Source organism: Sulfuricurvum sp. (assembly GCF_028681615.1).
Lineage (GTDB): Bacteria > Campylobacterota > Campylobacteria > Campylobacterales > Sulfurimonadaceae > Sulfuricurvum.
In genome coordinates this window covers 22267-41111 of record NZ_JAQUHV010000003.1, presented here as the reverse complement: position 1 = coordinate 41111, position 18845 = coordinate 22267, and the positions used below count along the sequence as shown (strand labels likewise).

Here is an 18845-nt window from a genome sequence, read left to right as displayed (position 1 = left end):
CTCAATCGGTTTTTTTCTCTACGTATTGAGCTCCGTCATTAACCTTGTCTTTGCTCCATTCGGCACTGTTAGCCGTATCTTTTTTTGCACCTTGCCATGTCTCACTGCAACCACTAGATATGAGTACCACGAAAAGAAGTAATATAAAAGTTAGACTCTTTTTCATTTGAGATCCTTTTTTTCGCTCATTAGAGCGGTCGTCGTCCCTGAATCACTCGGATAAGAATAATAATGATTGCTAGCACGAGCAATAAATGGATAAATCCACCTAATGTGTAACTGGAGACCAGGCCTAATGCCCATAAAACCAATAAGATTACTGCTATTGTCCATAACATATCTCTCTCCTTTAATGTGTTATTCAATGGTCATTTTATTGAAGACATTTTTGACACCTTCAACATTTTCGGTAAGTTTTGTAACCAAATCACGTTCAGCATTATTTTTAGCTTGACCGCTCAGTGTGACAACCCCATTCTCAGTGGTAACACTGGTTCGGATAACTCCGGTAGATTTATGCATCATCAATGTCATTTTTACTTGAGCAGTAATCGAAGCATCATCGATTTTTTCCCCTAGTGTGTCATCCGGTTTTGCCATTGTCATTTCGTTCTTTACTTCTTTTACCCCTTCAACCTCTTTGGCGTATTCGGTAGTAAGTTCTTTTTGTGCTTGGTTTTGCGCTTTGCCTTTGAGGGTAACGACTCCATTTTTGACCGACACTTCTGTGCTGCTGGCTTTTACATTATTGTGAAATACAAGTGCCGTTTGCACTTTCATCTTAAGCCATGTATCGGACTTATCGTTTTTGATGACGATATTATTCTCAACACTTTTGACTCCCGGCAACGCTTCAACGGTATCCTGTGCCATCGGTTTATGTGTTTCGTCTAAAACATCGCCGGACAAGGTAACCACTCCGTCTTTTGACTTGATAGCAATGTGCTCGTCTTTAAGATAAGTTTTATACACATAACTTTTTCTAAACGAAGATTCGATTTTATCGTCTGTATCTGATGCAAACAAAGGAACAGCCGTCGCAACTAAAACAGCTGCTGCCATCACAATATTCATTGCAGTAGAGTGAGTTTCTTTAGGGAGATTTATTTTATTATTAAAGCTTTGATTGGAGATTTTTTTAACGAGATACATAGTAGTTCTTTCATATTATCTAAGACCTATCCAGAGAGCTACTCATTCTATTGCAGAATACCGTTTATACAGGGCTAGCTAATGTTTCCATAACACCATACGCTTAGGATTTATAACAATGATAGAACACGATTCCTTACTAGTGTATTCTACATATACCTAATTATTTATTAACATTGTAACACAGTATCTATAAATAAAAATATTTAATTTTATAAATTTATTTAATATTTTAATAATCTATAAAACTAGATTAATCGTTTTGATATCAATTCATTTTATAAATTTAAATGATCCTTTTTTTATCAATACGCCGTTGTTTATGTTGGGATATAATCGAAAATGTTGCTATATTCAACATGGACATCTTACGTTCCAAAGGAGATACGATGGACAAAAAAGAGAGTTTTCAAGCGGATGCCATTCATGGATTACGCTCTGAAGAGGTAGAAAAACAGCGCCAACAGTACGGTTACAATGAGATAGAAGAGCATGAAGAAACCGCGTGGCACAGGATGTTCCGCCGTTTTTGGGGGCCTATCCCGTGGATGATCGAAGCGGCAGCCGTCCTATCGGCATTGGCACAGCGGTGGGAAGACTTGATCATCATTTTGGTATTGCTGTTTGTAAACAGCGGTGTCGATTACTATCAAGAATCCAAAGCACTCAGCGCCATCAAAGTATTAAAACAAAAACTCGCACGGATGGCGCTCGTGCTGCGCGACGGAAAATGGATTCAGCTCCCCTCACGAGAGCTGGTCCCCCATGACGTCATCAAACTCAAAAGCGGCAATATTATCCCCGCCGATGCCAAGCTCCTAGAGGGGGACGGTTTTCTTTCCGTCGATCAATCCGCTCTAACGGGAGAATCGCTTCCGGTACAATACGAAGCGGGAGCTCTCGTTTATGCGAATGCCATAGTCAAACAAGGTGAGATGAGCGCCGTAATTACAGCGACCGCCGAATCTACCTATTTTGGTAAAACGGTGAAACTCGTAGCTAAAGCGCAGAGCGAAGAGCGAAGCCACTTTCAAAAAATGGTCATCACCGTCGGAAATTTTTTGATTCTCCTCACCGTCGTCATGATCGGCATTATTATCGCTATCGGACTTTTGCGGGGAGAGCCGACGATGGAGCTGCTCATATTTGCACTGGTCCTGATGATATCGGCAATTCCGGTTGCAATGCCTGCCGTCTTGACTGTAACCATGGCGGTAGGTGCCTCGGTGCTTGCTAAAAAAGAGGCGATTGTGAGCCGTCTGGCCGCTATCGAAGAACTGGCCGGAATGGATGTACTGTGTTCGGATAAAACGGGGACACTGACACAAAATAAAATGAATATTTCCGACCCCTTTGTCGTAGGATTACAGAGTCCGGACGAACTCCTCTTTTATGCCGCACTCTCATGCAAAGAGGAGAACGGTGATCCGATCGAAGCGCCTATCTTTGCCTATCTCAAAGAGCGTAGTCTTTATACAAAGCTCTCCGATTATACCCTTATAAAATTCCTCCCGTTTGATCCGGTAGGCAAACGCACCGAAGCCCTTCTTTCTCTTAGTGACGGAAGTAGACTCGTAGTCACAAAAGGAGCACCACAAGTCATTATCGAATTTTGCGATGACTCAGCCTTCGACAAATCCGAAGCCTATACACAAGTGGAAACCTTCGCCAGTAAGGGATTCAGAACACTGGGAGTCGCCTATAAGAAACCTGATGAAAAAGCATTCCGTTTTGCGGGGCTGGTTCCCCTCTTCGACCCGCCGCGCGAAGACTCCGAAGAAGCCATTTCTGCCGCCCGTGCAAAAGGGGTGAATGTTAAGATGGTCACAGGAGACAACATTGCCGTAGCGGCCTATATCTCAAATCTCCTAAAGATCGGGGACAAAATAGAAGATGTCCGCGAGCTTAAAGGGGAAAGTATCGAAGAATATTTGATCCTCTCAAAAATCCTCTCCGAAGCCATTGTCAAAAAAATGAAACCGGAGGCTTCTGAAAATGATATTTTTGCATTGATAGAAGGGATCGTATCGGAAGTCAAAAAACAGCTTTATGCCATCGAGATCCCAAAAGGGAGCATCAAAAAACACGAATCTGAGATCATTGAAATGATCGAGCAGGCCGACGGATTTGCACAGGTCTATCCGGAAGATAAATATTTCATTGTAGACGAACTTCAAAAAGGGGGACATATCGTCGGGATGACAGGGGATGGGGTCAACGACGCTCCCGCGCTTAAAAAAGCCGACTGCGGTATCGCCGTCAGCGGTGCGACCGATGCGGCTCGTGCATCCGCCGACATTGTCTTGATGGCTCCGGGTCTGCATGTCATCGTCGATGCAATCATGATTGCCCGTATTACGTTTGAGCGGATGAAAAGCTATACGATCTTCCGCATTGCCGAAACGGTCCGCATAGTTATATTTATGACATTGGCAATCGTCTTTTTCAAATTTTATCCCCTGACAGCGCTGATGATTATCGTTCTTGCACTGCTTAACGATATTCCTATTCTCGCCATCGCGTATGATCGCACAAAAGTACGCGAAGCCCCTGTCAAATGGGATATGAGGGAAATTTTAATCCTCTCCTCTTGGTTGGGAATAGCCGGTGTTATCTCATCCTTTTTCCTTTTTTGGCTTGCGATGTCCGTATGGAAACTTCCCCTTGACTTTATCCAGTCGCTTTTTTTCGTCAAATTGATCGTAGCAGGACACGGGACGATTTATAACACCCGTATCGACGACTGGTTCTGGAAACGCCCTTGGCCTTCTTGGGCACTCATTCATGCCAGTTTTTGGAGCGCTGTAGCCGGCACGGTGATTGCCGTATACGGATTTGGCCTGATGCATCCGATCGGATGGGGATGGGCAGCTTTTGCATGGGGATATGCCGCAGTATGGTTTATCTTCAATGACACAATTAAAATGGCGGTACTGCGCTACTATCGTAACCACATGGGAATCGAGGTGATATGATGAATAAAAAAACGAAAAAAAAGTGAGGACGAAGTACTAAAATTTTGTAAACCGTTATGGAATAAGCTGGAGGTAGACGTAGAATTTTACTATCACATATTTTATGCATTTTTATTAGTATTAATAAAAAAACTTACATTAGCAAAAAGTGACTTTCATACATACAGTTTTTTGGTCTATTCTTGTACCTTAGCTGCAAATTCTTTCTCACTATTTGTTCCTCGATAGTATCTATACCCATACTGAGCCTATCAATCGTATATGCACACCAACTAAGAATGAGGAACAATAGAATTCTGAATCGAAATGTTAACTTTTCCAGCTAATCTTAAAAAAATATTTTTCATCAACCAAAAAATCATCCGAATCTAGACAATACGGCGTATGCAGAGATTTCATCATATCTTTCTCTGAGCATTCATTTGCTAAACACAATGCTGTAAAAGGATTAATATTACTTTCATTAAAGTTTATTCGGTTTTCAGATAGCAATGAAAAGTCAATTCAACTTATCATGCTATTTTTTCCAAACTCTGTAATAATCTGCTACCTCAAGCTTTTAATTCAAAACTACATTCCAGCATCTTTCACAGCCGCTCATATTGATTCCGCATATAACAACACTCCGACATTATCAGGCCGACTGGATGGAACCTGTATCTATATTATTGACTCCAACAAGGTTGATATCGATACTATTATCTTCCAGACTGACATTTCCAATGTCCATCGCAAAGCGCGATTCCCAGATATCGATGTCCAGCGCGTTAATCTCGGCTTGTATCGCGAGCAACGGTCCGATATCGTAATCGGCAAGATTGATGGAAATCGTCGGAAGCTTCGGAATACCAAGTAAATCTGCAAGCGGCACCTGGATGGCACTTTTCAACGTCGTCTGGAGGAAATCGAGATTGAGCCCGTAGTTGTAACCTAGTTCCGTATCGTTCGAGAACATAGCGGTCGGAACGATCTGCAGATCGTACTCGATCGTTCCGTCTTTGTTCACATCATATTGAGAGGCATCTTCGATAGTAAATGAGTCATATTCACTCGCTTTGAAACTCATCGTTGCCGGATCCGTTGATTCGCTGCCGGTTTCGGTAAAGGTGAGCAAATAGGTCATGTCATCCACGGTGAGGGTGAAATCCTGAGAAATGTCAGCCGAAGCACTGACGTCGTAATCCATTTTATCGACATGCAAACTAGCGTCAAAAAACTTTTTGATGAGAGTTGATGTTTCTTCATCGACACTTGCAAATGTAAGGATCTGGTCGACGCCTATTGTGGTTTCGAACGGACTGTTTCCGTCATACTGGATTTCGATTCCCAGTGCATTGAGCACTTTGATAATTATTTCGCTTACTAGCATATCGACGTCTATCGTCATCTTGAACACTGGATCGGTCTCGCCTCCGGCGACGTAGAAACCGAACGAAGCGGTATTGTCGCTGATATCAGGATCGGTGTATGGGAGAAACGGAAGCGGCCAGCTGTCTGGGTTAAGCGGATCGTTGATGATGTCGTCGCTGTTGAAGTTGAGCGTGTTGATATGGAACAGCCCGTCGCTCTCGCCGTTGGTCAGATCGACCAAAATGAATGGATCGGTATCGTATTCGCGGTCCAGAAACTCTTTCATCAGATCCGTAAAGTTTTGTGCGAAGTTTTGCGTGATGTTGGCGATGATATCCGCCAGTCCCGCACCAGAGTCGAGGATGTCCATATACGCTTGCATCGCATTGGTATAGGTATTGTAGTTGTTCAAATCTGAAGCGAGGCTTGAGAGGCCATGGTTCAGATTGATCAGCTCTATCAGATAGCTATTGAGCCCTGCCGTATTAGCATTGAAAGTGTCCAAATGACTAAGCATAAACTCTTTCAGATCCGGTATATCGGCAGGAAGTTGAGAGATCAGACTGGTCCCGAACAAAAAGTCGGAGTACGAGAACATTGTATTGTTTTGGCACATTGCTATCAGGGTATCGATATCGAGTATGCCGTTATTGCCGTTCAAGGCGTTTTGAGTAGTCAAATAATTGATATTGGAAAGTATTACAGTGGCAAATTCAGGATCATAGGTTGCTTGTACATCCTCTTTCAGTGTAGTGATAAAATCATCGTATTGACTTTTCAATATGCCTGTCAGAGATGATATCGCATATTCAAATGTACCCGGAGTACCCGTTACCGCAGTGATGTCAACAGGGCTTTCTGCGAGTGGATGACCTGACGCATCCGTAATGACAGGATAACCTGTATCAGGATCCACGATGAAGTAATAATCATAGGCCGAATTATACATAACCTCAAAATCAGATGCTTTGAGCGGCAAACCAGTACCCGGATCGACTATGATCGGTTGCTGTGTGAAATAATCGAGTATATAATAGTCACCCGTATCGGAATCCTGTAGCAGTGCATTAAGGAGAGTCCCATCATACATGTAATAACCGCTTTCTACATACATAGACGATTGCCAGTGTATGGCCGATCGATCTATGGCAGGATCGTACAAGGTCGGAACATTGTCGCCCAGCCCGCCTGTAAGGAGGTCCGTCACTATCACATGATTGCCTCCGGAATCGACGATATACTTTAATTCTGTAACGGAATCAATCAATATTGGATTTAAGGTGATACCGGTCTCTTGAGAAAATGAGAATGGAACGTATGTATCTCCTAGAGTTTCTATATAGTAACCTCGATCTATAGACCAGATAGGAAAGATTGGATCGGCCGGAAGAGGTAAACCGGTTTCAACATCCACCATAACCCGTTCACCCGTTGAAAAATCCGTTACAAAATAGCCTATGCTTGAATCATAACCGAGTGGATTGACTACGACTGTTTCTGTCATATTCGACCAAAGGAAAGAACTTGTTTTCTCATAATAATAGCCAATATTGCTATCCCACAGTACCGGTTCTGTTATGCCTAGATCGTAGAACACTGGATCGCTCGGAACAACTGGAACAAGACAGCCAGTCTCTGGATCAATCCAATAGTACGTATTCGTGTTAGGATCCTGGATGTAATATTTACCTATCTGAGGTACGTAGGATAGAGAATACAATACGACAGATTCTCCCGCGTCATTCACCCGGTAATAGGTTCCGTTATCAGGATCCCATTTGACAGGATTACCCGTATCGCCCGTGCCCGTATTGCCCGTATCGGTGCTGCTGGTGTCAAGATACCCTCCCAAACCTGAGAGTTCTTTGCCCATGTCGCTGACGCTTGCCAGTTTGGTCTGCAGGCTCGAGAGATCGCTCAATATGCCGCTCATATCGAGTCCCAAATCGATCCCTAACTGATTTTCTATTGCGTCGAAGTCAAGCAGTTTTGTATTTATATTGCTGATCGTCCCCTCAAGGAGCGATCCGATATCCGCCATGTTTTTTGCCACTGGCAGCTGTGATGCCAGCCCAAGCTGTTCTTTCAAAAACTCCGGATCGATGAGCTGCATGATCTCTTTGCCCAACGTAATCGTCGCATTTTCAACGGTAGTGACGATCTGGTCGATGTTAAAGGTTTTTAACATTTCGTCGTAATAGTATTCATTGATCAGTTCTCCGAAACTCATACTTGAGACATCGTATCCCTCTCCGCCTGCGAGTCTGCTTACCTCACCGGCAAGCCATCGGTATGCGTACTCCGGAGACTCTTTGTATGCTGCAAGTAACTGATCCATGCTAACATACGTACCTTCGCTCTCAAGATAGGGGAGTGCAACCGTAAACTCTTCGATAACGCCGTCGGTCAATTGGTCAAATTTATCCGTCAGAACATCGGATAGTTTCCCGTCGAGATCGAACTCTTTCCCGAGTGCCGATACGGTGACCGTGCTACTGTCGAAGCTGAAAATCGGCAGTTCGCCCGGCGCGAAAAGCTCAGGCAATGTCATCCCTTCGAACATTTCGCTGTAAGGGATGAGCGAACTTGGCAGCTGAAGAGAGAAGGTGCCATCTTCATTTTCCACCAGTGTCGGCGTGTATGTGATCCCTGTGGCGTCCACAAACTGAGGGATATATATTCCATCACTGTTTTTTACAAACTTAATGTTCGATCCACCGGTGCTGAGTACCGTAGAAAAGCTGATGCCTCCCTCCGAACCTCCGAGATCAAAGATTGGATCGCCCATAAGATACATTTGTCCATCAATGTCAAAATAGAGCTGTGCACCGACATCATAAAGCAGTTTTGCGGCTATCGATACATGCGGACTTTGGGTGCTGAATGCTACTTCGGTGCCGTCTGTAACATTGACAAGTGTCGGCGTGATGACGAGGATGTCCGAGGTCTTGTTGTACTGGGTAGTGGAACTGAACGTATATTTGACGTCCGTATCGACCGAACCGCCATCAGCGATGAAGTCCACCTGCACGCCAATGCGCCCGAACAGTTCGCCGTCCACTTTTAAAGTGCCGCTGGCTCCGGTGTCTGCAACGCCGTTTAAAATATCGTCCACAACACCCTTGACGTCATTATAGGCATCTTCCGCCAGGGCGAGCAGCGCATTTTTTGCGGTAAAGTAGGCGTCCAGCGCAGCGGCTTCACCATCTACTACTGCTTTATAGATGGCGTATTCGGCATCTCTCACTTCTTTAACGGCCGTATCATAAGTACTTTTTGCCGCGTTAAAAAGGCCCAATGCACCATTATGGATGTCGGTTGCTACAGCATAAACCCCCTCGGCCGTCCACCATGCAACCTGGGCGGCTCCGTATGCTCCTGCTGCAAACACTTTTTCAATCGTTGAAAGACCGTTCCACCAGTTTTGCACGCTGTTCCATGTTGATAAAGCGGCATTGTAGACTGATGTGGCACCTCCATATACGACTTTATCGGCGGTATACCAGTCATTCTGGGCTTTAACCCATGCTTGCTGAACAGTTTGATCGACTTTCGTAGAGAAATTCTGGTAGACAGTCCATGCGTCGTTGATAAGCTCCATCGATGCTTTATAAGCTGCCAATACCGCTTGATCTATATTTTCATCTACCGTGGCAACGGTGGAAATCAATAGTTTGTCAGCTTCATCGAGCAATGAATCGGCATAGGATATCATGGCATTGGTCGCACCAGTTGTATCGAGGCTGACGTCGACCAGATTGAACTTGCCGCTCTCCCACAGCTCAATCCCCTCGTTGGCGATGCACCACGCTCCGGGTTGCCATGCCTGAGTGCCGTTTTCGTTGGTGATTACCTCTCCGTTTTTCCACTGTAAAAAGTCGTTGCCCAGTACCGGGAGGTATTCGTGCCATTCAAAAACTGACGTTCTGGCGTCGGCACCGAACATCGTGTCAGCCCACATGTTCTGGTCGTGGTTGATAAACGCCACTGCCTGGCTTGTTTCGTTGATATCGTAGTAGAGCTCTGTGCTTTGCACTTTTTCGGCATTTAGCGTACCGTCGCTATTGTAGCCAGCTACGGTTACATCTACCGGTGTTAAAACATCACCGTTCATAACGACGGTAAAAACGTGATCTCCTTGATAAAGCGCATTCGCATAGAAATCGGCTATCCCGTTTGTGACATCATTGCCGATGCCGTCATATACCCTTGCGTCGGGATCAAGATTGTCAAAACGAAGCTCGACCCGTTCATCTAAGAGAGGAGAGCTGACGATATAGAGTTTGACTTCGTTTACCTTATCACCCGCCAATGTTTCCACGCTCAAAGAAGGGGCTTCGTTCTTGCCTGCGATATCGACGGTGAGGCTTTGGTCGACAGCAGCGCCAAACTCATCTTCAATAGTGTAGATAAATTCCAGTTTTTGGGCTTCACCTGCTTTCATGGAATCATAGACGGATGGATCGATGACGATGGTATTGCCATCAATGCTCCATCCTGCTGCATTGTTGTTAATTTCGACGATATTGACGACATTGAGCACCGCTGTGTGATCGACATCGCTGGTCCCTTGCAGCAGATTGATGACATAAGAGAGCTGATCTTCATCAGTAGTGCTTGTAAGTGGAGAGGTCACGGTCGGAGCGTCGTTTATCCCTGCGATATCGATGGTAAGGCTTTGATCGACTGTAGCACCATGCTCGTCTTGTACCTGGTAGGTAAATTCGAGTTTTTGAGTTTCTCCTTGGGCAAGCATATCATACGTATTAGGATCGGTGACAATGGTATTGCCATCAATGCTCCATCCTTTAACATTGTTATTTGTTTCGACGATATTGACGGCATTGAGTACCGCTGTGTGATCGATATCGCTGACACCTTGAAGCAAATCAATAACATAAGCAGTATGATCTTCGTTGATACTGCTGGTCAATACAGCTTCTACCACCGGAGCATCATTACGCCCTTCAATAGTAACAGTAAGAGTCTGATTGACTACAGCACGTTGTTCATCCCGAATTTGATAATTAAGGTTAAGGGTTTCTGTTTCGCCCGCTGCCAAAGTATTATAGGCACTAGGATTAATTGTGATACTGTTACCTATGACACTCCAGCCTATTTTACTGTCTTGTTCAACTAGATCTATTACTCGTAAGATTGCACCCTTATCACTGTCATTTGCACCTTGTAGTAAATCAATGGAGTAAGTAACCTGATCTTCATCTGTCGCACTAATAAGTGCCTCCGTAACAGTGGGAGCATTGTTTATATGAGAGGAAGGTGGCAAAGTTGGTTCAACTGTGTCAATTGGATTAATCCCGGCTGCTGATGTAATAGCCGCAATATCTGATGCAGCAACTACTGATAAAGCATTTTCTGTAGCTGCAGCAGTTTTTACTAATATTGAAATATCATTAGCTACTGTTTGTATTTTGGCCAATTGTGTAAAAATTTCTGCAAAACTTACTCCAACTGCCGCCTCTGTAACGACTGTTTCCATCACAGTATTTATGTTTGCAGTTGCTAAAGCTATAGCCTGTGAAACTGTTGCTACCGCTGCGACCTGTTGTGCAGTTGCACCTGCTTTAGTTGCCGATCCTTCTAAGAAAATTTTTATAGTTTGTGAAGATGATAAATCTATCGATCCTGTTGAAGATTCAACAATCATAGCAGCCAATGCGTCTGCCGCTGAAATTGTACCGGATGCTTCAGTTGTAATGCCTGCACCTGAAAGCATGGATGCTGACTGACTGATCATATTTGCTACCTGCATTGCTGCTAATTGAACAGCAACTGCTGCAGCCTGCGATTGTGCACTAAGAGTAGCGTCTGATGCAGCTTTAATAGGGTCAAAAGTAAGTAAATCTATGGAACTGTCTAGACCTAAGGCTTCTGCAACTTTTGCTGTTGCCCCGGCTGCTGTCATTGGCACACCTGTAGTACTATATATAGCTTTCATAACTTGATCAATTAGTGTAGTAAGAGGAGAGACTGTAGTTGAACCCTCTGGTGCGGTAAATATGCCTTTAAATGCAATACCGGTAGCTATATCAATACCACCAAATGCTACAATAGAACCACTTGCGCCCACCAATGTATAGTCACCATTTGCATCTGTCGTTGTTTTTACTTCGCCTTCATTCCAAACACCATCACCATTTGCATCTGCAAATACTGCAGCACCAGAAATATAACCATCACTTACTATACCTGTTGCACCAGGAACATCTACCCCTTTATATTCAGTTGAGTTGTAGAGAGAGTTAATTATTTCATTTAAAGGGGCATTAGAACTTAACTCGGCATTTGTTGCTTCCTCGTGCGTAAAAGCAATATGAAGTGCTATTATTTTTGCGTCACCACCATTCTTAAGATATGCTTCTGCCGAGTTAGAAAACGAAGCTAAAATATTGGCTTTTGTAGCTCCATTAACCATTGTGTGTACCCAATACGCTTTGCCTAATGCATCGGATTCACGGCCCAGTCCATTGACATACAAAGATTCTATAAAATCTTCATTTGTCATATTCGCAGTAGCTAATGACGTATATTCACTAGATTCAATGAAAAAAGATGCGATTTTTTCAAGAGAAATACCAGTCTTATTTTCATTGATCCAATATTCTAAACCATTCATATCCGGCGCTCTGCCAAACGCAGCAAAATACAAATTTTCTATTGGAGCAATGTTCACTGCAAATTCTTGAGAATTTACAAAGTCACTTGTGATTTCAGTAATACTTAATTCACCATTCTCTAGCTTATCAGTCCAATATAGTAATCCAGATGCATCAGAAACTCTGAATAATATTTTCTCGTATAAACTCTCTATAAATGCTGTCATATTAGCCATAACCATTCCCTTTTCTACATTGTCCAATTGTAATTGAAACAACTTTTTCAAGATCACTGTATTCAACTGCTTATCTTATTTTAATTATAAGCAACTGGATAACCTAATATTAGTTTGGCATATAAACGTTAGAAAAACGTTAGAATAGGTTTAAATTCAAATGAATTTATTGGTAAATAGGGGTATTGAGCATTAGAAACGACATGTAAGTGCGAACAGCGTCCCTTTTCTTTGGCAAAAGCTATAGTATGAGTCGTTAAAACTACTCGCAATCGATTCGATGAGATTGATTCCGACACTTTTGGATAAATCGGTTGCATCGATATCAAAACCGATGCCGTTGTCTTTGACAAAGAGGGATAATTTTGATCCCACATAAGTTATCCTAACGGATATTTTTAAGTTCTCGGAATTTTTATTGTGCTTGATCGAGTTAGAAACCAATTCGATAATAATAAGACCCAGATTGATCGCGTCACGCATTCCGACAGTGTGTTCATTACAGGAAATGTAAATTTTCATATTCGTCTCATCAAATATCGATCTGACGGAGCGTATCAGATTGTGAGTATAGTCCGATAAAGAGATGGAGGTAATATCCGATGAGCGGTATAACATTTCATGAATCGTTGAGATGGACTGTATACGAATGATCGTATTTTTCAGTATGCTGTTGGTCTCTTCGGATTTTGACTTCAACAGCTCCAATGAAATAATAGAGATAATCATCTGAAGATTGTTTTTGACCCTGTGATGAATCTCTTGCATCAATGCGATTTGGTATTGGAAATTTTTTTCCAACACTTGGTTTGAAGCATAAAGCTCTTCAGTTTTTTTTATGATCTCCTTTTCCAGCTCTTGGGTATACCTCTCTCGCAAGATGTCCAATTCGTTTTTTTCATACTCTTTCTCTTTTTTCATTTTCAGCAGGTAATAGAGTGTCAGCAACGCGAAACCGTTTAGTTCAATAAAGGAGCCGACTACGTAGGAGTATTGAAACATATAATTTGCATGAATGATGTTTGCGGAAGCTAGCAAATAAATAAACAATGCAGTTAGCAGGGGCAATACAATCATCAAATAAATTTTTATTATCCTTTTTATTGGGACAAAAAGAAAAAGAACAATGGCAGTAATGAGAAAAATCAGAACCACAAATCCTGTATAAACCAGTAACGATATACCTAATGTCATATCGATAAAGGATAAAATGGCGGTAAATAGTAAGAGTGATTCCAAGAAGAGAACGATACGGTGCAATGTTAGTGAAATCTCTTTTGTGTTAATAAAAAATTTGGCAAATTCGATGAGAAGTATATAAGTGATCGAAATGGAACACGAAAGCCTCCATGCTACGTAAGAGGGAAAAAAATACAAATAAATCCCCGAATTGAGCATAATCCAAAGCAAACTAAAAAATAGATACAGAGTGTTTACCAATAAGATTTTCTCTTTGAGCACAACGGTTATAATCAAAGAATAGATCAAGGTAGTGAGCAAAATTCCAAAATAAACAACATAAATCAATAAAGCTTGTTTTTCATATTTGTCAAAGTCTTGGTCGGTTAGTAGCCAAATTTCTGCGAAACTGGGGAGAAGAGACTGTATATGAAGATAACGGGTAGATGTTTCATAAGGCTGCAAGGTAACTTTGAAAGCAATAAAATGCGAATTGACAGGACGAGCGTCAATGCCGATAGTCGCGCCCGAGGCCTCTTTGATAAATCCTGTATCTTTTTTGCTGTAAAGATCTACATATTCGATATTGGTTTCGCTCAGCAATAAAATACGGGCTTGAACGTAAGGGGTATCGTTTTGAAGAGAGAGTTTGTACCAATAATTCTTTTTTGGGATGAAATGGACTCTATTCGCTATGGTTTTCCATATTGGTTGGTCGTTGATATCCGATAAAATATTTACTTTTTCGCCGTAATCAAGATTAAATGATTCTATGGATGATGTGTTAGCATCGATTTTGACGGTGTTGTCACCATAAGCATAGAGAGGAAAGAGGATAAAGTATAAGAGTATAAATTGTATAGAAATCGGGATTTTCATACATTATCCTCTAAGGATAAGTTCGTATCCTATGCCTGCATGATTTTGAATTTTTAAACAGGGTATTTTCTTACGCAGTCTTGAAAATAATTCACGCACGGTTGAACTGGATACCGATTTAAACTCCCAGATAGAATTTTGAAGTTCTTCATGGGTAATAATTTTATTGGATCTATCGCATAATAATTCTAATGCGGACAGTTCAGTAGAGGTCAAAAAGATTTTATCGTCACCATACATTACATATTTCGACTTTGCATTAAAAGCATATTCTTGACATAACTTGAATGAAACCGTCTCTTCGGATCTGCGTTGAAGTTTATTGAGTGCAAGTTGGATAGAAATTTTGATGGACTCTTCGGTAAAAGGCTTGATGATGTAATTTTCTGGATTTTGCATTAACGCATCTTTAACGATTCTCTCATCACTGTAGGCAGTAATAAAAATGGTTAATATATTGTGATCTTTGAGTGCTTCGGCTATCGTAATACCCGCTGTTTTTGTCTCTTTGGTACCAAGATTAATATCAAGCAATAAAATATCGGGACGAATTTGGCTGATTGTTTCGATTGCGTTGTCAAATTTATGGATAATTTTAACAACATTACACCCCATTTTTTTCAACAATTCAGACATAAAGTGGGCAACGAGTATCTCGTCTTCTACAATTACAATGCTTATCATTCGTGTCCTTTTCATGCATAATTATAACCCAAATTATGGAGTTGACAGCAGGCTGTAACGTGGAACAAAAGATAAATGCTCCGAAAAAACATCCAAAGCAGAGGTTTCATCATAAAATGGTTTCGTGTCGATAAACAAGTGAGACTGTGAAAAAACTTTCTAAAAGCAACTTGAAATACGTGCATAAAGCAGCATCTGTATTCCCATAAAATAACCTGTTTTAAACCTTTTAAATGCTACAATTTTCCCACTAAAATGGCTATATTTAGGGCTTTATATAGGGTTGAGATAAAATGGGCAATCTTTACAAAGAAGGTGAAAATCGGAAGCAGCAAATGTTCTTTCCACCAAGTATTGATGAGTATGTAAGTGTGGATAATCCTGTCAGAGCGATAGAGGATTATGTTGAGATGCTTGATATGATTGAATTAGGGTTTACCAAGGCTGCATTAAATTCATCCGATGGACAACCGGCCTACCATCCAAAACTATTGCTCAAGATTTATATCTATGGTTATCTAAATAAAGTACGCAGTTCAAGACGGTTGGAAGTTGAAATAAAACGTAATATCGAAATGATGTGGCTCTGTGCCGGCTTGCAACCGAGCTATAAAACAATTGCCAATTTTCGAAAAGAAAACAGCAAAGCCCTTAAAAAGGTGTTTCGAGAGTTCGTTTTATTGTGCAGGGATATAGATTTAGTTACGGGTGAGCTTGTAGCGATTGATGGAGCTTTTTTAAGAGCGAATGCTTCTAAAAATCAATTGATTAGCAAAAAAAATGTTGTGAGTGATTTAGCCAAAATCGATGAAAATATCGATGAGTATCTCAACGCACTGAATTTTTCCGATAATTCTGACAAAACAGAACAGCCGTTGAAACCGACAGTGAATTATCTCTCCAAGATGAAAACGAAAAAGGCCAAACTCGATAAGGATCTGGCATTGCTCGAAAAGATGGGTGTCACTCAATACAATAGAACCGATCCTGATGCTAAAAAAATGGTTAAGCCCAGCCATAATCTCATGGCTTACAACAGTCAAATCGCTGTTGACAGTAAGTACAAACTTATCGTAGCAACAGAGGTCAGCTCAGAAGGACAAGATTATCATCAGCTCTATCCAATGGCAAAAGAGGCTAAAGCCATATTGGATCAAGATCATTTAAACGTCGTTGCCGATGCCGGTTATTATGGCGGAAAACAAGTCAATAATTGTAAGAAAGAGAACATTACCCCCTATTTGAGTATTCCAGACAAGCAGAAAGGACGCGAGAAAAAAGGATTTTTTCCTCAAGATGCGTTTACCTATGATCCATCAAACGATTTATTTATCTGTCCTAATCAAAAAGAGTTGCACAAAAGCACTGCCGTACAAATAGGACAAGACGATACACGATATTATTTCTATGGTGCTGCCATAAAAAGCTGTAGCGCCTGCCCGATCCGAAGCCAATGTATCCCGGACAAATCAAGATTTAAAAAAATATCTATTTCAGAATATTACCAAACCGTTAAAGAGCATGCTCGGATGATGCAAACCGCCCAAGCTAAAAACGTCATCAATAAAAGAGCTGCCATTTGCGAACACCCTTTCGGTACAACCAAACAGACACTGGGCTGGTCACACTTTCTTGTTAGAGGCATAGAAAAAGTTTCAGGTGAAAATGCTTTGATTATGTTCATATACAACTTCAGACGCATACTCAATTTAATTGGGCCGAACTTGTTCAGAAAACTGATGAATTCATTGAAAAACAATGAAAATATTGATGCCATAAAGGCTGAAATAGCATTGCATATTGCTGTATCTATTGAGATTTGGGCTGTTTTAGTACAAATTCTTCAAAACAATAGGTTTAGATATGATTTTTCAGATTTCAAAGCTAAATCAGTCTGAAATTTATAGGGTTCTTTCACAGTCTCAAGTGAGACTGTGAAAAAACTTTCTAAAAGCAACTTGAAATACGTGCATAAAGCAGCATCTGTATTCCCATAAAATAACCTGTTTTAAACCTTTTAAATGCTACAATTTTCCCACTAAAATGGCTATATTTAGGGCTTTATATAGGGTTGAGATAAAATGGGCAATCTTTACAAAGAAGGTGAAAATCGGAAGCAGCAAATGTTCTTTCCACCAAGTATTGATGAGTATGTAAGTGTGGATAATCCTGTCAGAGCGATAGAGGATTATGTTGAGATGCTTGATATGATTGAATTAGGGTTTACCAAGGCTGCATTAAATTCATCCGATGGACAACCGGCCTACCATCCAAAACTATTGCTCAAGATTTATATCTATGGTTATCTAAATAAAGTACGCAGTTCAAGACGGTTGGAAGTTGAAATAAAACGTAATATCGAAATGATGTGGCTCTGTGCCGGCTTGCAACCGAGCTATAAAACAATTGCCAATTTTCGAAAAGAAAACAGCAAAGCCCTTAAAAAGGTGTTTCGAGAGTTCGTTTTATTGTGCAGGGATATAGATTTAGTTACGGGTGAGCTTGTAGCGATTGATGGAGCTTTTTTAAGAGCGAATGCTTCTAAAAATCAATTGATTAGCAAAAAAAATGTTGTGAGTGATTTAGCCAAAATCGATGAAAATATCGATGAGTATCTCAACGCACTGAATTTTTCCGATAATTCTGACAAAACAGAACAGCCGTTGAAACCGACAGTGAATTATCTCTCCAAGATGAAAACGAAAAAGGCCAAACTCGATAAGGATCTGGCATTGCTCGAAAAGATGGGTGTCACTCAATACAATAGAACCGATCCTGATGCTAAAAAAATGGTTAAGCCCAGCCATAATCTCATGGCTTACAACAGTCAAATCGCTGTTGACAGTAAGTACAAACTTATCGTAGCAACAGAGGTCAGCTCAGAAGGACAAGATTATCATCAGCTCTATCCAATGGCAAAAGAGGCTAAAGCCATATTGGATCAAGATCATTTAAACGTCGTTGCCGATGCCGGTTATTATGGCGGAAAACAAGTCAATAATTGTAAGAAAGAGAACATTACCCCCTATTTGAGTATTCCAGACAAGCAGAAAGGACGCGAGAAAAAAGGATTTTTTCCTCAAGATGCGTTTACCTATGATCCATCAAACGATTTATTTATCTGTCCTAATCAAAAAGAGTTGCACAAAAGCACTGCCGTACAAATAGGACAAGACGATACACGATATTATTTCTATGGTGCTGCCATAAAAAGCTGTAGCGCCTGCCCGATCCGAAGCCAATGTATCCCGGACAAATCAAGATTTAAAAAAATATCTATTTCAGAATATTACCAAACCGTTAAAGAGCATGCTCGGATGATGCAAACCGCCCAAGCTAAAAACGTCATCAATAAAAGAGCTGCCATTTGCGAACACCCTTTCGGTACAACCAAACAGACACTGGGCTGGTCACACTTTCTTGTTAGAGGCATAGAAAAAGTTTCAGGTGAAAATGCTTTGATTATGTTCATATACAACTTCAGACGCATACTCAATTTAATTGGGCCGAACTTGTTCAGAAAACTGATGAATTCATTGAAAAACAATGAAAATATTGATGCCATAAAGGCTGAAATAGCATTGCATATTGCTGTATCTATTGAGATTTGGGCTGTTTTAGTACAAATTCTTCAAAACAATAGGTTTAGATATGATTTTTCAGATTTCAAAGCTAAATCAGTCTGAAATTTATAGGGTTCTTTCACAGTCTCAAGTGTTTTTCGTATACTCTCCCTTACCCTACTTTTAAAGCCAAAAAAGCTGCAAGAATCC

Annotated in this window: 9 protein-coding genes; 3 read left to right on the top strand and 6 right to left on the bottom strand. The window is 41.2% G+C overall.

All coding sequences use genetic code 11. The features are described from left to right. Position 1 precedes the first annotated feature (1 nt). The 3 genes from PHE37_RS04865 to PHE37_RS04855 are packed head-to-tail and all read right to left on the bottom strand — an operon-like array spanning position 2 to position 1152. Entirely contained in the window at positions 2–166 is a 165-nt protein-coding gene (locus tag PHE37_RS04865; protein ID WP_299995377.1) for a hypothetical protein, read from the bottom strand. A 22-nt stretch (positions 167–188) separates the two neighbouring features. Beyond that, complete coding sequence (locus PHE37_RS04860; RefSeq protein WP_299995379.1) at positions 189–338, bottom strand: lmo0937 family membrane protein; 150 nt, start codon at positions 336–338, stop codon at positions 189–191. A gap of 19 nt (positions 339–357) precedes the next feature. Beyond that, a complete protein-coding gene (locus PHE37_RS04855) occupies positions 358–1152 on the bottom strand; it encodes a BON domain-containing protein (RefSeq protein WP_299995381.1) in 795 nt (264 codons plus the stop codon). A 389-nt stretch (positions 1153–1541) separates the two neighbouring features. Here PHE37_RS04855 and PHE37_RS04850 point away from each other — a divergent pair, with 389 nt between their 5' ends. Further along, a complete protein-coding gene (locus PHE37_RS04850; protein ID WP_300008257.1) occupies positions 1542–4127 on the top strand; it encodes a plasma-membrane proton-efflux P-type ATPase in 2586 nt (861 codons plus the stop codon). Positions 4128–4761: 634 nt separating this feature from the next. On the opposite strand, the gene PHE37_RS04845 is transcribed toward PHE37_RS04850, so the two are convergent. The 3 genes from PHE37_RS04845 to PHE37_RS04835 form a co-directional block, all read right to left on the bottom strand. Beyond that, positions 4762–12321 (bottom strand): DUF4214 domain-containing protein, encoded by a 7560-nt coding sequence (locus PHE37_RS04845; protein ID WP_299993895.1) that lies wholly within the window; start codon positions 12319–12321, stop codon positions 4762–4764. A 201-nt stretch (positions 12322–12522) separates the two neighbouring features. Then, complete coding sequence (locus PHE37_RS04840; protein ID WP_299993866.1) at positions 12523–14388, bottom strand: histidine kinase dimerization/phosphoacceptor domain -containing protein; 1866 nt, start codon at positions 14386–14388, stop codon at positions 12523–12525. Positions 14389–14391: 3 nt separating this feature from the next. Continuing rightward, the gene (locus tag PHE37_RS04835) at positions 14392–15072 is read right to left on the bottom strand and encodes a DNA-binding response regulator (RefSeq protein WP_299993867.1); all 681 of its coding nucleotides are present in this window, start codon (positions 15070–15072) and stop codon (positions 14392–14394) included. Between the two features lie 293 nt (positions 15073–15365). On the opposite strand from PHE37_RS04835, the gene PHE37_RS04830 reads away from it, so the two are divergent. Next, entirely contained in the window at positions 15366–16970 is a 1605-nt protein-coding gene (locus tag PHE37_RS04830) for an IS1182 family transposase (RefSeq protein ID WP_299993868.1), read from the top strand. A gap of 183 nt (positions 16971–17153) precedes the next feature. Beyond that, entirely contained in the window at positions 17154–18758 is a 1605-nt protein-coding gene (locus PHE37_RS04825; protein ID WP_299993868.1) for an IS1182 family transposase, read from the top strand. Positions 18759–18845: the final 87 nt, after the last annotated feature.

What these genes read in the sequence shown, in the direction of transcription:
- PHE37_RS04845 (WP_299993895.1), bottom strand. Translation starts at nt 12,321, where the DNA reads ATGACAGCATTTATAGAGAGTTTATACGAGAAAATATTATTCAGAGTT.
- PHE37_RS04865 (WP_299995377.1), bottom strand. Translation starts at nt 166, where the DNA reads ATGAAAAAGAGTCTAACTTTTATATTACTTCTTTTCGTGGTACTCATA.
- PHE37_RS04835 (WP_299993867.1), bottom strand. Translation starts at nt 15,072, where the DNA reads ATGATAAGCATTGTAATTGTAGAAGACGAGATACTCGTTGCCCACTTT.
- PHE37_RS04850 (WP_300008257.1), top strand. Translation starts at nt 1,542, where the DNA reads ATGGACAAAAAAGAGAGTTTTCAAGCGGATGCCATTCATGGATTACGC.
- PHE37_RS04860 (WP_299995379.1), bottom strand. Translation starts at nt 338, where the DNA reads ATGTTATGGACAATAGCAGTAATCTTATTGGTTTTATGGGCATTAGGC.
- PHE37_RS04830 (WP_299993868.1), top strand. Translation starts at nt 15,366, where the DNA reads ATGGGCAATCTTTACAAAGAAGGTGAAAATCGGAAGCAGCAAATGTTC.
- PHE37_RS04825 (WP_299993868.1), top strand. Translation starts at nt 17,154, where the DNA reads ATGGGCAATCTTTACAAAGAAGGTGAAAATCGGAAGCAGCAAATGTTC.
- PHE37_RS04855 (WP_299995381.1), bottom strand. Translation starts at nt 1,152, where the DNA reads ATGTATCTCGTTAAAAAAATCTCCAATCAAAGCTTTAATAATAAAATA.
- PHE37_RS04840 (WP_299993866.1), bottom strand. Translation starts at nt 14,388, where the DNA reads ATGAAAATCCCGATTTCTATACAATTTATACTCTTATACTTTATCCTC.